Here is a 17,995-nt window from a genome sequence, read left to right as displayed (position 1 = left end):
CTCCGTCAGAGCGCGCCGGTGTCGGTCTCGTCCTCGAAATCGCCCATGATCTCCTCCAGCAGGTCCTCCATGGCCACCAGGCCGACGACCTCCCGCCCGGGGCCGGTCACCAGCGCCAGCTGCGCCCGCTGGCGCCGCATGAGCGCCACCGCGGCCGACACGGTCGTGTCCTCGGCGATGAGCAGCGGCGCCGAGGCCAGGCCCGAGGCCGAGGCGTCCGGCCGGGCCTGGACGGCCTCGCGGACGTGGACCAGGCCGACCGGGCGGCCCTCGGCGTCGACCACGACCATCCGCGACCGTCCCGTGGCCCGGCTGCGGTCCTCGACCTCGACCGCGCCGGACGCGGCCGGGACGGTGACCACCTCGGACCACGGGACGGCGACCTCGCCGACCGCGCGCCGCTGCACCTCGATCGCGTGCGCCAGGATCCGGTGCTCCGGCTCGCGCAGCAGCCCCGCCTCGGCCGAGGACCGCAGCAGGTAGCGCAGCTCCTCCGGCGAGTGCGCCTGCGCCTTCTCGTCGGCCGGCTCGACCTTGAAGGCCCGCAGCATGATGTTCGCGCCCTCGTTCAGCGTCAGCAGGATCGGCTTGGTCAAGGTCACGAACGCCGTGAACGGCCAGATCAGGGCCATCGCCGAGTTCTCGGGGTGGCTGATCGCCCACGACTTGGGCATCATCTCGCCGACGACCATGTGGAGGAACACCACCACCGCCAGCGCGAGCGTGAACGCGATCGGGTGCGCGGCGGCCTCGAGGCCGATCGCCTCGAGCGGCACCTCGATCGTGTGCGCCAGCGCCGGCTCGGCCAGCGCGCCCAAGCCGACCGTGCAGGCGGTGATGCCCAACTGCGCGCCGGCGAGCATGATCGACAGGTGCTTGGTGCCGCGCAGGGCCGCTCGGGCCGCGCGCGAACCGTCCTGCTCGAGGCGGTGCGGCCTCGAGGCCACGAGCGCGAACTCGGCTGCGACGAAGAACGCGTTGGCGCCCAGCAGGATCACCGAGATCAGCAACGCCGGTCCGGTGCTCATGGCCGCTCCTGACGTACGGCGGCCGGGCGCGGCTGCAGTTCGATCGCCTGCGGCACGTGCCGAGCGCACGAGACCACGACCATGCGCACCGGCGCCTCATGGCCGTCCTCGCCGACCGCGGCGACCGTGACCGCGTCGCCGGGGTGGGCGACGCGGCCGAGCTCGGCCATGACCAGACCGGCGATGGTCTCGTAGTGCTCGCCTTCGGGGAGGATGATGCCGGTGGCGTCGCCGACCTCGTCGATCCGCCAGCGGCCGGGGATGAGCCAGGCGCCGCCGGACAGGGACACCGGGACGGCCTCGAAGCGGTCCTGCTCGTCGCGGATCTCCCCGACCAGCTCCTCGGCGATGTCCTCGAGGGTCACGATCCCGGCGAAGCCGCCGAACTCGTCGACCACGCACGCCAGCTGCCGGTGCTCGACGCGCATCTGCTCGAGCAGGTTCGGCAGCGGCAGCGAGGCCGGCACGAGCAGGGCCGCGTCGGCGACCTCGGCGACGCGGACGGCCCCGCGCCGCTCCCGCGGGACGTCGATGATCTGGCCGATGCCGACCACGCCGCGCAGATCGTCGACGTCCTCGCCGACGACCGGAAAACGCGAATGGCCGCCGGCGAGGGCCTCGACCGCTTCGGCGACCGACGCGTCGGCGTCGAGGGTCTGGACGTTGACTCGGGGCGTCATGGCCTGTTCGGCGACGATCTCGGAGAAGTCCAGGCCGCGGTCGAGCAGCTCCGACAGCCCGGCCTCGAGCGCGCCCTCGTCGCGGGAGAGGTCGATGATGCGGTGCAGGTCCTCAGGCGTCGCCGAGTGCTCGAGCTCCTCGACCGCGTGAATCCCGAGCAGCCGCAGCAGCTTGACCGACGCGGTGTCGAAGAAGCGGATGATCGGCCCGCACACGGTCAGGTACACGTGCGTGGGCGTCGCCAGCGCCAGCGCGAGCGCCTCGGTGCGGGCGATGGCGAGGTTCTTGGGCCCCAGTTCGCCCAGGATCATCTGGATGACGTTGGCGATGACGAAGGCCACGATCACGCCGGCGGTGATCGAGACGGCCGCGGGCACCCCCGCGACACCGAGGAGCCCGGCCAGTCCCTGTCCCAGATACGGCTCGGCGAAGAAGCCGACGAACAAGGCCGTGACGGTGATGCCCAGCTGCGCCCCCGACAGGGCGAACGACAGCCGCGAGCAGATGCGCAGCGCCCGCGCGGCTCGGGCGGCGCGCCTGCCGCCGTTCGAGGCGATGTCCTCGAGGCGGGAGCGGTCGACTGCGGTATAGGCGAATTCGAGGGCCACGAAGAATCCGGTGGCGGCGGTGACGGCCAGGGTGATGACCAGTCCGAGCACTATGAGCACGGGTCAAGCCCCCTGCGGGGCCTCGTAGAGTGAGGCTCCGAATCGGCATCGCGCGAAGCGCGCCTGAGTCTTCGTTTTCGTCGTTCTCTCGACATGCGAAGATCCTAGCCGCAACCGGGCCCGCGGCAAAAGGTCATCGCCGTTTCCCCTGCCAGAGCACGATGTCGGTGCTGCGGCTCTGGAACGGGCCGGCCATCGCGCGCAGCTCCGAGAGCTGCGCGCGGGCGCGCGCGAGCTCGTCGAGGACCGCCGACAGCTCCGACCGCATGGCCGCGACCTCCCGTTCGAGGTCCATGATGCGCTTGACGCCGGCGAGGTTGACGCCCTCGTCCTGACTGAGCCGCTGAATCTCCCGCAGCTGCGCCACATCACGGGCCGAATAGCGGCGACCGCCCCCCGGCGTGCGGGCGGGCTCGACCAGACCGAGCCGGTCGTACTGGCGCAACGTCTGCGGGTGCATGCCGGCCATCTCGGCGGCCGCGGAGATCGCGAGGATCTTCGCGTCGAAGTCGACCTCGTCCCCCGCATGGCCACGCCGGTGGTAGGTGACCTCGACGACGGTGCGGACGCGCGGCTCACGTCGATCGGAACGGCCGGCCTGGCGCCGGTCGCCGCTTCCGGCGTTCTCGGAGGCGGTCACGGTTCACTCCCATCGCGTTCAGGACTCCAGCATTGCAACCCGCCCGGCGGGTGTCAACGTCGAACGGTGCAACGTCACTGTCCGGTCAGCTGTTCCAGTTTCGAGCGGTCGGCCGGCGGAGCGACGGCCGCGTACTTCGCCAGCGCCTCCTTGGCCTCGACCGACAGATCCGCCGGGACCTCGACGTCCACGGTGACCAGCAGATCGCCCTTGCCCGGGACGCCGCGACCGGCCACCCGCAGCACCCGCCCCGTCGGCGTGCCGGCCGGGATCCTCACCGTCACCGGACCCTCGAGCGTGGGCACGCGGATCTTGGCGCCGCCGGCGGCCTCCGGGAACGACACCGGCAACCGCAGCGTCACATTGTCGCCGTCACGCGCGAACAGCGGATGGCTGCGGACGTTCACCCGCACCAGCAGGTCGCCCGCCGGCCCGCCCCGGTCGCCCGGGGCGCCGCGGCCCGCCAGCCGGATCGTCTGCCCGTCGGCGATGCCGGCCGGCACCCGGACGGTGATGACGCGCTCGGCGGTGATCGCACCGGTCCCGCCGCAGTCGCCGCACGGGTCGGTCACGACCGACCCGGTGCCCTCGCAGTCCGGGCACGGCTGCGCGAAACTGAAGGCCCCCTGGTTCTCGGTCACCAGCCCGGTGCCGTTGCAGCGCAGGCAGCGCGACGGACTCGTCCCCGGCTTGGCGCCGGTCCCGCGGCACGTCTCGCACTCACCGGGCGCGCGCATGCGCAACTCGGTGGTGGTGCCCCGCACCGCATCGGCGAAATCGAGCGTCAGATGCGTGCGCAGATCGTTGCCGCGCTGCGGACCGCCCCGGCGCCCGCCCCCGGCGGTGCGGCCGAACAGGTCCCCGAACAGGTCCGAGAAACCGCCGGCGCCCCCGGCGCCGAACAGGTCGTCGAAGTTCACCGTCGGACCGCCCGGACCGCCCATGCCGCCGAAGCCGCCGCGCCCGGACTTCATCAACTGGACCTGGTCGTACTCGGCCCTGGCCTTGTCGTCGTGGAGCACCGAATAGGCCTCCGAGACGCTCTTGAAGCGGTTCTCGGCGTTCGGATCCGGATTGTGGTCCGGGTGCAGCTCCCGCGCGAGCCTGCGATAGGCCCGCTCGATGTCCTTCTTGGAGGCGTCCTGCGGCACGCCGAGCTCGGCATAGAAGTCTTTCTCGAGCCACTCTTGCGATGCCACCGGACGCCTCCTTCGAAATATTCAGATCAACGGTGCGGCAGGGGGACTCAGGAGTCCTTCCCGTCCTTGTCGCCCTTGTCGTCGACGTCGCCCCCGTCGGCCTTCGGCTCGGACGCGCCCTCGGCGTCGTCCTCGGTCTCGGCCGCGTCGGCGGACCCGGCGCCGTCGGGCTCGGCCTCGGCTTCCTCGGTCCGCTCCTCGTCGGCGGGCTCGACGGCCCCCTCCGGCTCCGGCTCCACCAGCGGCTCACCGGCCGCCTCCTCGGGCTCGGCCGACTCGGCCGCGTCCTCCTCGGACTCCTCGAGCGGCTCGGCCACCGCCACCAGCGCCGGCCGCAGCAGCCGGTCGCCCAGCCGGTACCCGTGCCGCATCACGTCGATGCACGTCGGACCGTCCACATCGCCCATCTGCATGTGGGCGACGGCCTCGTGCACCGTCGGATCGAAACGGTCGCCCTTCTCGCCGAACGACTCCAGGCCGTGCTTGGCCAGCGCCCCGGTGAGCTGCTCGGCGACCGACCCGAACGGTCCGTTCAAGTCCCCGTGCTCCCGGGCCCGGTCCAGGTCGTCGAGGATCGGCAGCAGGCTCGAGAGCACCGCCGCCGTCGCCAGCTCCCCGGCCCGCGACTTGTCGCGCTCGACGCGCTTGCGGTAGTTCTGGAACTCCGCGTTCAGCCGCTGCAGGTCTCTCGTGCGCTCCTCGAGGGTGTTCTGCAGGACCGAGACGGTGTCGTCGGCGGCCTGGCCGTCGTCGGAGGCCTCGGCGAGGATGTCGTCGACCGTCAGCTCGGATTCGGCCTCGGCGCCATCGGTATCGCCGGAACCGGGCTCCGCGGACGCCTCCTCGGACTCCTCTGACCGCTCTGCTCTGCGCTTGTCCTCTTCGCTCACTTCTGGTCCTTGTCGTCGTCGACGATTTCGGCGTCAACAACGTCGTCGGCGCCGGCCGCGCCGGCGTCCGCTCCGGGAGCGGCCCCCGGCGTCTCCTGCTGCTGGGACTGCTGCGCGGCGTACATCGCCGCGCCCGCCTCCTGGCTGACCTTCGACAGCTCCTCGGTGGCGTTCTTGATCGCCTCGATGTCGGAGCCGGCCAGCGCGGACTTGAGCGTCGAGGTGGCCTCGCTGACCTTGCCCTTGGTGTCCTCGGGGATCTTGTCGCCGCTCTCGGCGAGCAGCTTCTCGGTCTGGTAGACCAGCGACTCGCCCATGTTGCGGGTCTCGGCCTCCTCGCGGCGGGCCTTGTCCTCCTCGGCGTGCTCCTGGGCCTCGGCCATCATCCGCTCGATGTCGTCCTTGGCCAGGCTCGAGCCGCCGGTGATGGTCATCGACTGGGCCTTGCCGGTGGCGGTGTCCTTGGCCGAGACGTTCACGATGCCGTTGGCGTCGATGTCGAAGGTGACCTCGATCTGCGGGACGCCGCGCGGGGCCGGCGGCAGGCCGGTCAGCTCGAAGGTGCCCAGCTTCTTGTTGTAGGCGGCGATCTCGCGCTCGCCCTGGAAGACCTGGATGAGCACCGAGGGCTGGTTGTCGTCGGCGGTGGTGAAGACCTCGCTGCGCTTGGTCGGGATCGTGGTGTTGCGCTCGATGAGCTTGGTGAAGATCCCGCCCTTGGTCTCGATGCCGAGGCTCAGCGGGGTGACGTCGAGCAGCAGGACGTCCTTGACCTCGCCCTTGAGGACGCCGGCCTGCAGGGTGGCGCCGACGGCGACGACCTCGTCGGGGTTGACGCCCTTGTGGGCGTCGCGGCCGATGAGGCGCTTGACCAGGTCGGAGACGGCGGGCATGCGGGTGGAGCCGCCCACGAGGATGACGTGGTTGATCTCCGAGACGTCGATGCCGGCGTCCTTGACGGCCTGCTCGAACGGCTTCTTGCAGCGGTCGAGGAGGTCGGAGGTCATCTGCTCGAACTCCGCGCGGGTCAGCGAGACGTCCAGGTGCAGGGGACCGTCGGGCCCGGCGGTGATGTACGGCAGGTTGATGGAGGTCTGCGTGGCGCTGGAGAGTTCGATCTTGGCCTTCTCGGCGGCCTCCTTGAGGCGCTGCATGGCCATCTTGTCCTTGGACAGGTCGACCCCGTACTGGCCGTTGAAGGTCTTGACCAGGTGCTGGATGATCCGGTCGTCCCAGTCGTCGCCGCCGAGGTGGTTGTCACCGCTGGTGGCCTTGACCTGGATGACGCCGTCGGCGATCTCGAGCAGGGACACGTCGAAGGTGCCGCCGCCGAGGTCGAACACGAGGATGGTCTGCTCTTCCTCGCTCTTGTCCAGGCCGTAGGCGAGCGCGGCCGAGGTCGGCTCGTTGATGATGCGCAGCACGTTGAGCCCGGCGATCTCGCCGGCCTCCTTGGTGGCGGTGCGCTGGGCGTCGGAGAAGTAGGCCGGGACGGTGACGACCGCGTCGGTGACGTTCTCCCCCAGGTAGGCTTCGGCGTCGCGCTTGAGCTTCATGAGGATGCGCGCGCTGATCTCCTGGGCGGTGTAGGACTTGCCGTCGATGTCGACCGACCAGTCGGTGCCCATGTGGCGCTTGACCGAGCGGATGGTCCGATCGGGGTTGGTGACCGCCTGGCGCTTGGCGACCTCGCCGACGAGGACTTCGCCGTTCTTGGCGAACGCGACGATGGACGGAGTCGTCCTGGCTCCCTCGGCGTTGGTGATGACCGTGGCTTCTCCGCCCTCGAGGACGCTGACCACGGAGTTCGTGGTGCCGAGGTCGATGCCGACCGCACGTGCCATGTTGATCTCCCGGAATACGTGGAACAGATGTCTAGGTGTCTCAAGCGGCCGGGCGGGACCCGGAGCCAAGTTGAGTCAGCTAGGCTCAATGTTCGACCTGGAGACCACGACTGTCAAGCCGGGCTCGGCGACTGTGACGAATCGCACGAAAGTTGAGTCAGCTGGACTCAACTTCTGGCGGCGGCGCCCTGGGCGCCCTCGCAGCACTGAGTGAGGATGTCATCGGCGATCTCCCACGCGTCACAGGGCCAGGGCTGCCCGCACGAGCCGCACTCGACGCCGAGGAGCTGCTCGGGGCGGTGGTCGCGCCACATGGACGCGGCCAGTTCCCAGCCGGTGATCTCGGCGATGCCCTGCGGCGCCTCGAGCGGCGGCGGCTGTTCGATCGAGAAGCGGCTGCCGGGCGCCTCGCGGCGCGGTCGCCGCCCCGCGTAGTCGCGGGCGCCGGGCTCGTCGTCGGCGGCGGTGTGGCGGGAGCGGCGGGGTGGGGCCGATCGGTCCTGGCGGGGGAATCCGCGCGCGCCCCCCGGCTCGGAGGCGAGCGACACCGACCTCACTGAATGCTGCATGCTCACGCTATCTCCTCATCCGCCATCGCTTCCGTGCCCTGCGCGACTACTTACACCCCGGATAACGGTCGAGCCCGGCGGGAGGACACGGGTGCGAACGGGATTCGACCCGCGGGCCGCGAGAGGGGGCGACCGGTCCGGCATACCCCGATGGCGGGTGCGGAAAACCCCGGAGAGCGCATTCGGCCCCAGAGCGCTCGCATCGGCCGCGGACGGAGCGGACACGACCGGACGACGGGGCGATCGCCGGATCCGGCGATCGACGCGGAACCATTCGCCGCGCATTCCACTCTGGTCACCAAGAATGCCGATTCACGACCAAGCGTGCGCCTCCGTCCCAATGGACCCGGTGACCATTTGCCATTGCACGCCGAGCACGTTACGATGCACGTGCACGCCGAAATCCCTCCGGCGATGATTGTCACGCTCACGGAGAAACGCTTTCTCCGAAGAGTAACGGAGACCGCACCCGGAGCTCCAGATCACATTTTACCTGCGGTTTCATGGCGATGAAGGGTGCAAAGTCTCCATTAACTTTGCGTTACGACGACTGTTTTGCCCGAATGTGACCGCTTCGCGTGTGGCATCATTGGTTCATGCAATCTCCTTCAGAAGAAGTACAATGGACTGTTGATGGTGGATTGATCAATCCCTACTTCGAGACCAAGACCACTTTCCGCCGTCGCGCCGGCGACGACCACCAGCGGGACAACGCCTACATTTACGGTCTCCGCCTCGACGGCGACGGCGTGGTCGCCATGCGCTTCCGTCCCGAGCACCGCCACCAGCACGCCGAGGCGTCCCTGACCATCCGCGTCGACGACACCAACTGGGTCAAGGCCGGCGCCGAATACCTCGGCGGGCAGCACCTGGTCAGCACCGTGACCACCCGCGAACACACCGACTGGTCGCTCTCGCCGGTCGAGACCGAGTCCGACGAGATCTGGCTGCGGCTCACCCGCAGAGGCGGCACCGTCACCGTCGCCCACGCCGACGACGGCGTCGACTACACCACCATCGCCTCCACCTACCTGCCCGGCGGCGTGAGCGCCCTCGGCGGCATCGCCAGCTCCCGCCCGGTCAGCGAGAGCTTCTGGGACGCCGCCCAGGACCTCGACATCGAAGTCTTCTGACCGACCGGCCGTTCAGGGCAACGAGGCTCTGAGCATAGAGGTCGGGCCCGGTGAGCCTCCGGTTCCCCGCCGGACCCGACCTGTGTGCTCAGCGGAGAGGCGACCGCGCCGGCCGCCTCCGCACACCGCTGGCGAGACGACCGAAAGCGCGCCTCCCGCCCGGCGGGCGGGAGGCGCGCTCCCTTCTTCCGTGCCGGGGCGCCCGCTCACAGCCCGGGCGCCCCGTCAGGTGCTACTCGAACAGATCGGCGTAGGTCGAGAACGCCGTGGCGACCTCCACCTGGTGCCAGTAGCGGTGATAGGTGAACTCCGGAGCGTCGCCGGTGCAGCCGCCGTCGATGTAGGCCTGCACCTGGTTCCAGCCCTCGAAGTCCTTCATGAAGGAGCGGATGTCGATGAAGCTGACGCCCGGCTCGATCACGTCGCCGTTGGGCATGGTGCCCGACCAGCCCGACGGGATGTAGACCTCGTCGCCGAAGCGGCAGTAGTCCGCCCGCTGCTCGGTACGGGCCACGCCCACGCCGTCGTTGTACGACCACAGCGCGTCGAGCAGGTCCGAGACGGTCTGCTGGAGCGCGGTGTCGTTCGTGGCCGCGGCGTAGTACGCCAAGACCTTGGCGGTCGCTCCGGCGACGCCGGGGTCCTGCGACTGGCTCACGACGTCGACCGACAGGCCGGCGCCGGGCTCGCCCGACCACTCGAGGTCGCCGGGGAAGCTCCAGTCGCTGGTGGTGATCGTGCTGTTGTCCAGCACCCAGGCGACCCAGTCGTCGAGCAGGTCGCCGGCGCGCTGGTCACCGGTGTGGTAGTAGTACGTCGCCACGTCGTCCATGCCCCAGGCCTGGAAGCCGAACCAGTTGTTCGACGGCGGGTCGTTCCAGACCGGCTGCCAGTCGTAGGCCATGCCGTTGAACTCGGCGCTGGAGGTCGGCGTGCCGTAGTTGCCCTGCCAGTTGTTCGTCGCGCCGCCGGCGATGGCGCCCTCGGGCGCCTGCAGCCACTCGAGGAACTCCAGCTGGGTGTCGAGGCTGGTCGCCCAGTCGCCCGCCGCGGTGGGCGAGTCGGGGGCCATGTCCTCGGACAGGGCGTAGGCGGCCATGACGTTCTGGTAGCCCTGGTGGATGCCCGAGCCGCCGATGCGGAACGACCAGTCGCCGTTCATGCCGGCGCCCCACGAGTAGTACCAGCTCAGCAGGTAGTGGAACGAGTCCTTGCCGGTCGCGCCGGGGCAGGAGTCCGCTCCGACGCAGTCGCCGATCTGCTTGAAGTACTTGTCGACGAAGGCGTAGCGCAGGTAGTCGCCCATCTTCGAGGCCTTCTCGGTGGACTCGGTGATGGCGCCCGCGTTGCCCTGCTCGGCGGCCCACTGCTCGGCCAGCCACGCGACCTGGACGGCGCGCGCGTCGGCGTCGGGAGCGGCGGTGTACCGCTCCTGCTGGGCGTACTGGTCATCGCCGATGAACAGGTCGAGGAAGCCGTTCGGTCCGCCGAAGTCGAAGGTCTCGCACGACGGGTGCGTCACGGTCTCCCACGTGGACTCGTGGAGCCCGCGCTGGAAGGTGTTGACGTAGGCCGGCTCGGTGGTGCCGTCACCGCACTCGCCGAAGCCGTAGCCGTTGTCGACGTCCAGGATCCAGTGCATGCCGTAGATCTGGTTGGTTCCGTAGGTCTGCTCCAGCTCCTGGGCCAGCGGGTCCTCTCCGACCGGCACGTCGAAGTCGAGCTGCGTCGGGTACTTCGACGGGTCGTCGGCCTCGGGCGCGTAGGACGCCGGGCTCGACGGGTCGTAGTTGGTCGGGTTCATGTCCGGGATCATGTAGGTCTCGGTGGTCTCCCACGACTGGTTGTACGGTCCCCAGTCGCCGGTGATCTGACCGTAGGAGGCCTCGAGCCACATGAGGTAGCTCATCGCCTCAGAGGTGGTCTGGTGCCCGTAGTCGGGCGCCTCGACGATGAGCTTCTCGACCGAGTGGAACGGCACGCCCGACTCGTGGAGATACGGCGAGTCGGAGCCGGTCAGCTGCCCGTACAGCTCCAGGAAGCGTTCCTCGTTGGCGCTGATCTCACCCGGGCCGGTCGGAACGCTGACGTTCACCTCGACCGGGTCGAATCCGGCGGCCGAGACGGTGAAGGACGCGCTCGCGCCCTCCGAGCCCTCGGCGGCGGCGATGGTGACCGACTGCGGCACGTCCCAGTTCGACGGTCCGAAGGTCAGCGAGGAGCCGCCGGCGACGCTCAGGTCGGTCGAGCCGCCCGAGCGGGAGGTGGAGACGGTGACGTCGCCGTCCAGCTCGGCGGTGAAGCCGACGTCGAGGGTGGTCGTCGCACCGGCGTCGACCACGAGGTTGGTGGCGGAGACGTCCAGTTCGGGGTCCTCGGTCGGCGGGTCGACGTCGCCTTCGCAGGACTGGCCGTTGACCGCGAAGCCGGTCGGCATGTCCGATGAGCCCGAGCCGATGAAGCCGAAGACCTCGCGGGTCTGGCCGGCGGCGATCGAGCCGTTCCAGCCGACGTCGCTGCCGGTGAAGTGGCCGCCGCTGACGCTGTAGTCGACGTTCCACGCCGAGCTGACGCCGGTGCCGCTGGGGAAGTCCCACTCGACGGTCCAGCCGTCGAAGGCTTGCGAGCCGGCGGTGATGTCGACGGCGGCCTGGAAGCCGCTGCCCCAGCTGTTGACGACCCGGTAGTCGACCGTGCAGTGATCGTTGGCGAAGGCCTGCGGCGCCGCGACCGCGCCGAGGGCGCCCACGAGGGCGACCGGCAGGCCGATCATGGCGCCGCGGCGCCATCGCCGCCGGCGCCGGGGCGGCGGGGCCAGATTGTCGAGTTCCATTGTGGCTACTCCTGAGAGCTGGTGTGAAATGTCCGGTTCTGATGGGAGCGCTCATGTAGAGCGGGGCACCCCATATGAGACGGGTGGAACGAATCGGTCCCCACCAGGGAAGCGCTCCCAAGCCATCCTCGCAAGACGTCGCCCAGGATGTCAATACATCGACATCTCTAAATTTGTTTTGCGCGCATTGATCACGCTTTGCCGAGCGGGATGAAGTGCCTGGTAGACAAGGTGGAAAGCGCCGGTCGAAATAGGGCATACAAGCGCTTCGATATTTCCGAGCATGCATACGACGTAACAACTGGGTAACGCCTCCCACACCCGGGCTTGCGTCGTGAGTCACGCTCCCGTAAGCTGCTGGTATCGCTCCCAAAGCGATGACGTCCAGCAATACCCGGCCGGGCCCAGCGCCCGACCCCTCGACCCCAGTGGTCGACCCCGCATGACGACGACTACTACAACCCCTCCTACAACGCGGCACCCCTCAGGTGCCTGGAAGGAAACCACGAAGATGCATCTTCTCAACAAACACCGCGGCAGGGCGGCCCTCGCCGCCTCGGCCGCGGCCGTCCTCGCGCTGTCCGCCTGCGGCGGCAGCGACGACTCCGACGACGACGGCACGACCGAGGACGACAAGATCCAGCTGACCGTCAAGATGTTCGGCACCCTCGGCTACGTCGAGGCGGGGCTCGAGGAGGCCTACGAGGCCGCCAACCCGAACATCGACGTCGTGCTCGACGGCGACGGGACCAACTTCGACCAGGAGTACCGTCCCGCCATGGAGGCCGCCCTGCAGGCCGGCTCCGGCGCCGGCGACGTCGTCGCCATGGACGAGCAGGCCATGTCGCAGATGATGGCCAACGACGACTACTGGGCCGACCTGTCCGAGTACGGCTACGACGAGCGCGCCTCGGAGTACCCGGACTGGAAGTGGGAACTCGGGCACACCGCCGGCGGCAAGCTCGCCGGCTTCGGCACCGACGTCGGCGGCATGGGCATGTGCTACCGCGCCGACCTGTTCGAGCAGGCCGGCCTGCCGACCGACCGCGAAGAGGTCGCCGCGGCCTGGTCCGACTGGGACGGGTTCAAGGACGTCGCCCAGTCGTTCGTCGACTCCGGTGTCGACGCGGCCTTCCTCGACAGCCCGACCCAGCTGCAGAACATGCTGGTGGGCCAGACCGCCGGCAACACCGACGGCCGGATGTACGTCGACGCCGAGGGCAACCTGACGCTCGACTCCGAGGCCGTCCAGACCTCGGTCAACACCATCGTCGAGCTCCACGAGATGGGCGCCATCGGCGGCTTCACCTCCTGGAGCGAGGAGTGGGTCACCGCGCAGGCCGAAGGCGGCTTCGCGACCATGCCGTGCCCGGCCTGGATGCTCGGCGTCGTCGAGGGCAACGCCGGTGAGGACAACGCGGGCAACTGGGACTTCGCGGCCGCGCCGGGCGTCTCGGGCAACTGGGGCGGCTCCTGGCTGCTCGTGCCCGCGCAGAGCGCCCACCCCGAGGAAGCGGCAGCCCTGGCCGCCTACCTGACCGCCCCTGAGCAGCAGGTCGCGGTCTTCGAAGAGGTCGGTCCGTTCCCGTCGACCTTCGAGGGCGCCGAGATGGTCTCCGACTTCACCAACCCGTACTTCAACGACGCTCCGGTCGGCGAGATCATCGCCGCCTCCGTGGCCGAGTTCCCGGCGCTGGAGTACACCGAGCTGCACCCGACCGTGAAGGGTGCCGTGGAAGGCGCGCTCAACGGGCTCACCGACGGGACCTACTCGTCCGATGAGATCTGGGACGTCATCCAGTCCGAGTCCGAGAACGCGGTGGCGCTCGGAGGTTAGCGCCGCTCGTCGCCGCCGGGAGCGGTGGTCCCCAGGCACCGCTCCCCACTCCTTCGGCGACGTCCCCGCACCGGCCCGCCGCGCCCGCCTCCCCGAATGACGGCATTCCCCCGGAGGGAGGCGGGCCGGCGGCCCCGGCGCCGTGTCGGCTCGCCGCGTCCCAACCCGCGGCGGGCCGACTCCTTCGGACCGAGAGAGGAACCATGACCACCGCAGTCGACACCCGGCAGCAGCCCCGCCGCACTTTCCGAGACCGGCTTCACACGTTCGATCTCAAAGGCGTGCCCTACATCCTCGTAGCCCCCTTCTTTCTGCTCTTCCTGGTGTTCGGGCTCTTCCCGATGGGCTACACGATCTACGCCTCGCTCCACGAATGGAGCACCCGCAAACCCGACCGGACTTTCGCCGGTCTGGAGAACTACCGTTTCCTGCTGTTCGACTACGACCGCTTCGGCTGGTCGGTCGTCAACACCCTCGGCATGTTCGCCATCGCCACCATCCCGCAGCTCATCGTCGGCCTCATGGTCGCCAACGCTCTGAACAAGCGGCTCCGGGCCCAGCTGATGTGGCGGATGTTCGTGCTCGCCCCCATCGTCACCTCCGTGGTCGCCGTCGGCGTGATCTTCTCGCGCATCTGGGGCCAGGAGTACGGCATGATCAACGGCTTCCTCGGCGTGTTCGGCGTCGAGAGCATCGACTGGCAGGCCGGAAGGCTCAGTTCCTGGTTCGCCATCTCCTCGATGGTCGACTGGAGATGGATGGGCTACAACGCCCTCATCTACCTGGCCGCCATGCAGACGATCCCCAAGCAGCTGTACGAGGCCGCGGCCATCGACGGCGCCACCCCCCGGCAGCAGTTCTGGCAGATCACGATCCCCCAGCTCAAGCCGGTCATCATCTTCACCGTGTTCATCTCCTCGGTGGGCGGCATGATGCTCTTCGCCGAGCCGATGATGTTCGGCTCCGGACGCCTCGGCGGCGGCGCCAGCGGTCAGTTCCAGACCACTTCGATGGTCCTGATCGATCTGCTGCGCACCCACGGCAACTACGGCATGTCCGCCGCGGCCGGATGGCTCCTGTTCATCGTCATCATCGTCGTCGCCGGACTGAACTTCCTGATCGTCAACCGCATCGAGGGGAACAAATGAGCACCACCCTCAAACCTCCCGCCACCGCTCCGGTCGAACCCGAGCGGCGCGAGCCCCGGCGCCGCAGGAAAGTGGCCGCCGCCCGCGTGCTCGAGCCGACGCCGCTGACCCGCATCGGGCTCATCGCGGTCAGCTTCCTGTCGATCTTCCCGCTGTACTGGATGATCGTCATCGCCTCGAGGAACACCGCGGCCGCCGCGAGCTTCCCGCCGGCGCTCATCCCCGGCGGCAACCTCGGCGACAACATCAACCGGGCGCTGAACGACCCGGCGGCCAACCTGCTCGAGGGCCTGCGGAACTCGTTCATCATCACCGGGACCGTCACCATCTCGGTCGTGCTCATCTCGACCCTCGCCGGGTTCGCGTTCGCGAAGCTGCGGTTCCGCGGATCGAAACTGCTCATGGCGATCGTGCTGGCGACGATGATGGTGCCGCTGCAGCACCTGGGCCTGGTGCCGCTCTACCTCATGATGGTCGAGCTCGGATGGCTCGACACCCTCCAGGCCGCGATCCTCCCGTTCCTGGTCAACGGCTTCGGCATCTTCATGATGCGGCAGTACACCCTCCAATCCGTCCCCGACGAGCTCATCGAGGCCGCGCGCATCGACGGCGCCTCGACGCTGCGGATCTGGTGGCGCATCGTCGTGCCGGCGCTGCGCCCGGGCATGGTCGTCCTCGGCCTGCTCACGTTCATGCTCAACTGGAACGAGTTCCTGTGGCCGTTCCTGGTCCTGAGCAGCGAGACCCCCACGATCCAGCTGGCGATCCGCCAGATCTCCATCGGGCTGTACACCACCGACCTCTCGATGGTCTTCACCGGCACCCTGATTTCGATCATTCCCATCGCGATCCTGTTCGTCATCTTCGGGCGGCAGATCGTCAGCGGCATCATGGAAGGTTCCTCCAAAGAATGACCATCGACAACGACGCAGCGCGCCTCGCGGCCAGATTCCCCTCGGGATTCACCTGGGGCGCGGCCACCTCCTCCTACCAGGTCGAGGGGTCCACCACCGTGGACGGCCGCGGTATGTCCATCTGGGACACCTTCGTGGCGCAACCGGGGAGGGTGATCGACGGCTCGAACGGGGACAAGGCCATCGACTCCTACCGCAACATCGAGGGCGACGTCGCGCTCATCGGCGAGCTCGGCCTCAACAGCTACCGCTTCTCCCTGTCGTGGCCTCGGATCTGCCCCGAGGGCGACGGCAAGGTCAACCAGGCCGGGCTCGACTACTACTCGGCCCTGGTGGACGCTCTGCTGGAGAAGGGGGTCACGCCGTGGGTGACCCTCTACCACTGGGACCTGCCGCAGGACCTCGAGGACGCCGGCGGCTGGCCGAGGCGCGAGACCGCCGAGCGGTTCGCCGACTTCACCCGCGTCGCGCACGAGGCCCTCGGCGACCGCGTCAAGCACTGGATCACCGTCAACGAGCCGTGGTGCGCGGCGTTCCTCGGCTACTCCTCGGGCGAGCACGCCCCCGGGCGCCGGGAGCCGGCGGCGTCGATCGCCGCCGCCCACCACCTCATGGTCGGCCACGGCCTCGCCTCGCGGGCGATCAAGGAGGCCGACCCGGAGGCTACGGTGAGCATCGGGCTGAACTTCTACCCGGTGTACGCCGCCTCGGACTCGCCGGCGGACCTGGACGCGGCCCGGCGCATCGACGGGGTCCAGAACCGCCTTTTCACCGACGCGGCCCTCAAAGGGGCCTATCCTGAGGACGTCCTCGACGACTTCAGTGCCGTCACCGACTTCTCGTTCATCGAGGACGGCGATATGGAGCTGATCAACGCGCCTTTGGACTGCCTTTCGGTGAACTACTACAGCCAGTTCACGGTGACCGGCGCCGAAGGCGGGGCCGCCTCGGCCTCGGCGGCGCCGACCGACACCGGCTCGGCGTGGCCGTCGAACGAGCACGTCGGTTTCGTGACCACCGGTCTCCCGCAGACCGACATGGGTTGGGAGATCGCGCCGCAGGGGCTTACTGAAACGTTGAAACGGCTGCACGCCAACTATCCGGGCGTGACGCTCGCGGTGACCGAGAACGGCGCGGCGTTCCAGGACAAGCTCGTCGACGGCCAGGTGGCCGACTCCGAGCGGCTCGACTACATCCGCGACCATCTCCTCGCCTGCGCCGAAGCCGTCGAGGCCGGCGCGCCGCTGATCGCGTACTTCGCGTGGTCGCTGGCCGACAACTTCGAGTGGGCCTGGGGTTACACCAAGCGATTCGGCCTGGTTTACGTCGACTTCGAAACCGGACAGCGGGTCGTGAAAGACTCGGGCAGGTGGTACGCCGACCTGGTGCGGCAGGCTCGTTCGAACGGTGAGGCAAAATAAGGTCACGCAACGGAGCCCGAGGTGATGGACGATGACCGAGACCCGATCAGATGACACCGACGCGCCGCGGCCCACGCCGCAGGGGGTGAACGGGCAGATCAGACGCAAACGCAGCGCGGGTCGGCCTACGCTCGACACCGTAGCGCGCTACGCCGGCGTCGGCCGGGGGACGGTCTCGCGCGTCATCAACGGCTCCCCGAAGGTCGCCGAGGACACGCGGGCGGCGGTGCTGGCCGCGATCAAGGAACTGGGGTACGTCCCCAACCAGGCGGCCCGGACGCTGGTGACCCAGCGGACCGACACGGTCGCCCTGGTGGTGACCGAGTCGCAGGAATGGCTGTGGGGGGAGCCGTTCTTCGCGGGTGTCCTGCGGGGCGCCTCCGACCAGCTCGCCGAGGAGAACATGCGGCTGATGCTGACGTTCGCCCCGCGCGACGGCGACCGCAGCCGCCTGGAGTCCTACCTCATGGGCGGTCACGTCGACGGAGTCATGATGGTCTCCAGCCACTCCGGCGACCCGCTGCCCGAGCGACTCGAGGAGTCCGGCATCCCGATCGTGCTGTGCGGTACGCCCGCCGGCCTCAACCCGGCCGCCTACGTCGACTGCGACAACCGCTCGGGGGCGCGGCAGGCGGTGGAGTACCTGGCGGAGAAGGGCTGCAAGCGCATCGGCGTCATCGCCGGGCCGCAGGACATGTCCGTCGGCGTCGACCGCCTCAACGGCTACCGGGACGGCCTGCGAGGCCACCGGCTGCCGGTCGAGGACCGGCTCGTGGCCATCGCCGGGGGCTTCGACGAGGCCAGCGGCATCAAAGCCGCCCGGCAGCTGTTCGACGAGGCCGGCGAGCTCGACGCGATCCTCGCGGCCTCCGATCCGCTCGCGATCGCGACGCTGCGCGTCGCGCGCGAACGCGGCGTCCGGGTGCCGGAGGACCTGGCGCTGATCGGCTTCGACGACTCGCCGCTGGCGGAGGTCTCGGAGCCGCCCCTGACGACGGTCCACCAGCCGACCGAGACGATGGGCCGCGAGATGGCGCGCCTGCTGTGCGGGCGGATCCGCGGCGAGGAGGCCGGCCCGCTGGTCACGATCCTGGGCACCAGGATGGTGATCCGCGAGTCCGCTTGAATGCGGCTCGCCGAACGACTTCACCGGTTTTCCACAGGAGGGCCCGGACCGCGACGATGTCGCG

The 17,995-nt window shown here is 69.2% G+C and carries 14 protein-coding genes; 6 read left to right on the top strand and 8 right to left on the bottom strand.

The features are described 5' to 3' along the window. Positions 1-5 precede the first annotated feature (5 nt). The 7 genes from ACYVL2_RS08805 to ACYVL2_RS08775 form a co-directional block, all read right to left on the bottom strand. Positions 6-1,028 carry a hemolysin family protein gene (locus ACYVL2_RS08805; protein ID WP_460542302.1) on the bottom strand — a complete coding sequence of 341 codons (1,023 nt, stop codon included), beginning with the start codon at positions 1,026-1,028 and terminating at the stop codon, positions 6-8. Then, entirely contained in the window at positions 1,025-2,377 is a 1,353-nt protein-coding gene (locus ACYVL2_RS08800) for a hemolysin family protein (protein ID WP_460542300.1), read from the bottom strand. Before ACYVL2_RS08800 ends, ACYVL2_RS08805 begins: the two co-directional genes overlap by 4 nt. 133 nt (positions 2,378-2,510) lie before the next feature. Further along, positions 2,511-2,846 (bottom strand): heat shock protein transcriptional repressor HspR, encoded by a 336-nt coding sequence (locus tag ACYVL2_RS08795; RefSeq protein WP_460542354.1) that lies wholly within the window; start codon positions 2,844-2,846, stop codon positions 2,511-2,513. Positions 2,847-3,091: 245 nt separating this feature from the next. After that, positions 3,092-4,216, bottom strand: a complete 1,125-nt coding sequence (gene dnaJ / locus ACYVL2_RS08790) for a molecular chaperone DnaJ (protein ID WP_460542297.1) — start codon at positions 4,214-4,216, stop codon at positions 3,092-3,094. Positions 4,217-4,263: 47 nt separating this feature from the next. Continuing rightward, complete coding sequence (grpE, locus tag ACYVL2_RS08785; protein WP_460542295.1) at positions 4,264-5,106, bottom strand: nucleotide exchange factor GrpE; 843 nt, start codon at positions 5,104-5,106, stop codon at positions 4,264-4,266. Then, positions 5,103-6,950, bottom strand: coding sequence for a molecular chaperone DnaK (gene dnaK / locus ACYVL2_RS08780; RefSeq protein ID WP_460542293.1), 1,848 nt, complete (start codon positions 6,948-6,950; stop codon positions 5,103-5,105). The genes grpE and dnaK overlap by 4 nt, the downstream gene beginning before the upstream one ends. A gap of 167 nt (positions 6,951-7,117) precedes the next feature. Further along, positions 7,118-7,525: a hypothetical protein gene (locus ACYVL2_RS08775; protein ID WP_460542291.1), complete on the bottom strand. Its 408-nt coding sequence runs from the start codon at positions 7,523-7,525 to the stop codon at positions 7,118-7,120. 590 nt (positions 7,526-8,115) lie between these two features. Between ACYVL2_RS08775 and ACYVL2_RS08770 the strand changes: the two genes are divergently transcribed. Then, on the top strand, positions 8,116-8,652 hold the full coding sequence (locus ACYVL2_RS08770) for a DUF1349 domain-containing protein (protein WP_460542289.1): 537 nt from the start codon (positions 8,116-8,118) through the stop codon (positions 8,650-8,652). A 232-nt stretch (positions 8,653-8,884) separates the two neighbouring features. Here ACYVL2_RS08770 and ACYVL2_RS08765 read toward each other — a convergent pair whose 3' ends face one another. Further along, positions 8,885-11,485: a glycoside hydrolase family 48 protein gene (locus ACYVL2_RS08765; protein WP_460542287.1), complete on the bottom strand. Its 2,601-nt coding sequence runs from the start codon at positions 11,483-11,485 to the stop codon at positions 8,885-8,887. Positions 11,486-11,996: 511 nt separating this feature from the next. Here ACYVL2_RS08765 and ACYVL2_RS08760 point away from each other — a divergent pair. The 5 genes from ACYVL2_RS08760 to ACYVL2_RS08740 all read left to right on the top strand — a co-directional run bounded on the left by ACYVL2_RS08760 (position 11,997) and on the right by ACYVL2_RS08740 (position 17,931). Beyond that, positions 11,997-13,322, top strand: a complete 1,326-nt coding sequence (locus ACYVL2_RS08760) for an ABC transporter substrate-binding protein (protein ID WP_460542285.1) — start codon at positions 11,997-11,999, stop codon at positions 13,320-13,322. 203 nt (positions 13,323-13,525) lie between these two features. Continuing rightward, positions 13,526-14,470: a carbohydrate ABC transporter permease gene (locus tag ACYVL2_RS08755; RefSeq protein WP_460542283.1), complete on the top strand. Its 945-nt coding sequence runs from the start codon at positions 13,526-13,528 to the stop codon at positions 14,468-14,470. After that, on the top strand, positions 14,467-15,384 hold the full coding sequence (locus ACYVL2_RS08750; protein ID WP_460542281.1) for a carbohydrate ABC transporter permease: 918 nt from the start codon (positions 14,467-14,469) through the stop codon (positions 15,382-15,384). Before ACYVL2_RS08755 ends, ACYVL2_RS08750 begins: the two co-directional genes overlap by 4 nt. Next, the gene (locus ACYVL2_RS08745; RefSeq protein ID WP_460542279.1) at positions 15,381-16,805 is read left to right on the top strand and encodes a glycoside hydrolase family 1 protein; all 1,425 of its coding nucleotides are present in this window, start codon (positions 15,381-15,383) and stop codon (positions 16,803-16,805) included. Before ACYVL2_RS08750 ends, ACYVL2_RS08745 begins: the two co-directional genes overlap by 4 nt. Before the next feature lie 31 nt (positions 16,806-16,836). Next, entirely contained in the window at positions 16,837-17,931 is a 1,095-nt protein-coding gene (locus ACYVL2_RS08740; RefSeq protein ID WP_460542277.1) for a LacI family DNA-binding transcriptional regulator, read from the top strand. The last annotated feature ends 64 nt before the right edge of the window (positions 17,932-17,995 follow it).

The organism is Glycomyces halotolerans (assembly GCF_054779575.1).
The sequence above is the reverse complement of the archived record's forward strand: the minus strand, read 5'-3'. Positions and strand labels throughout refer to the sequence as shown.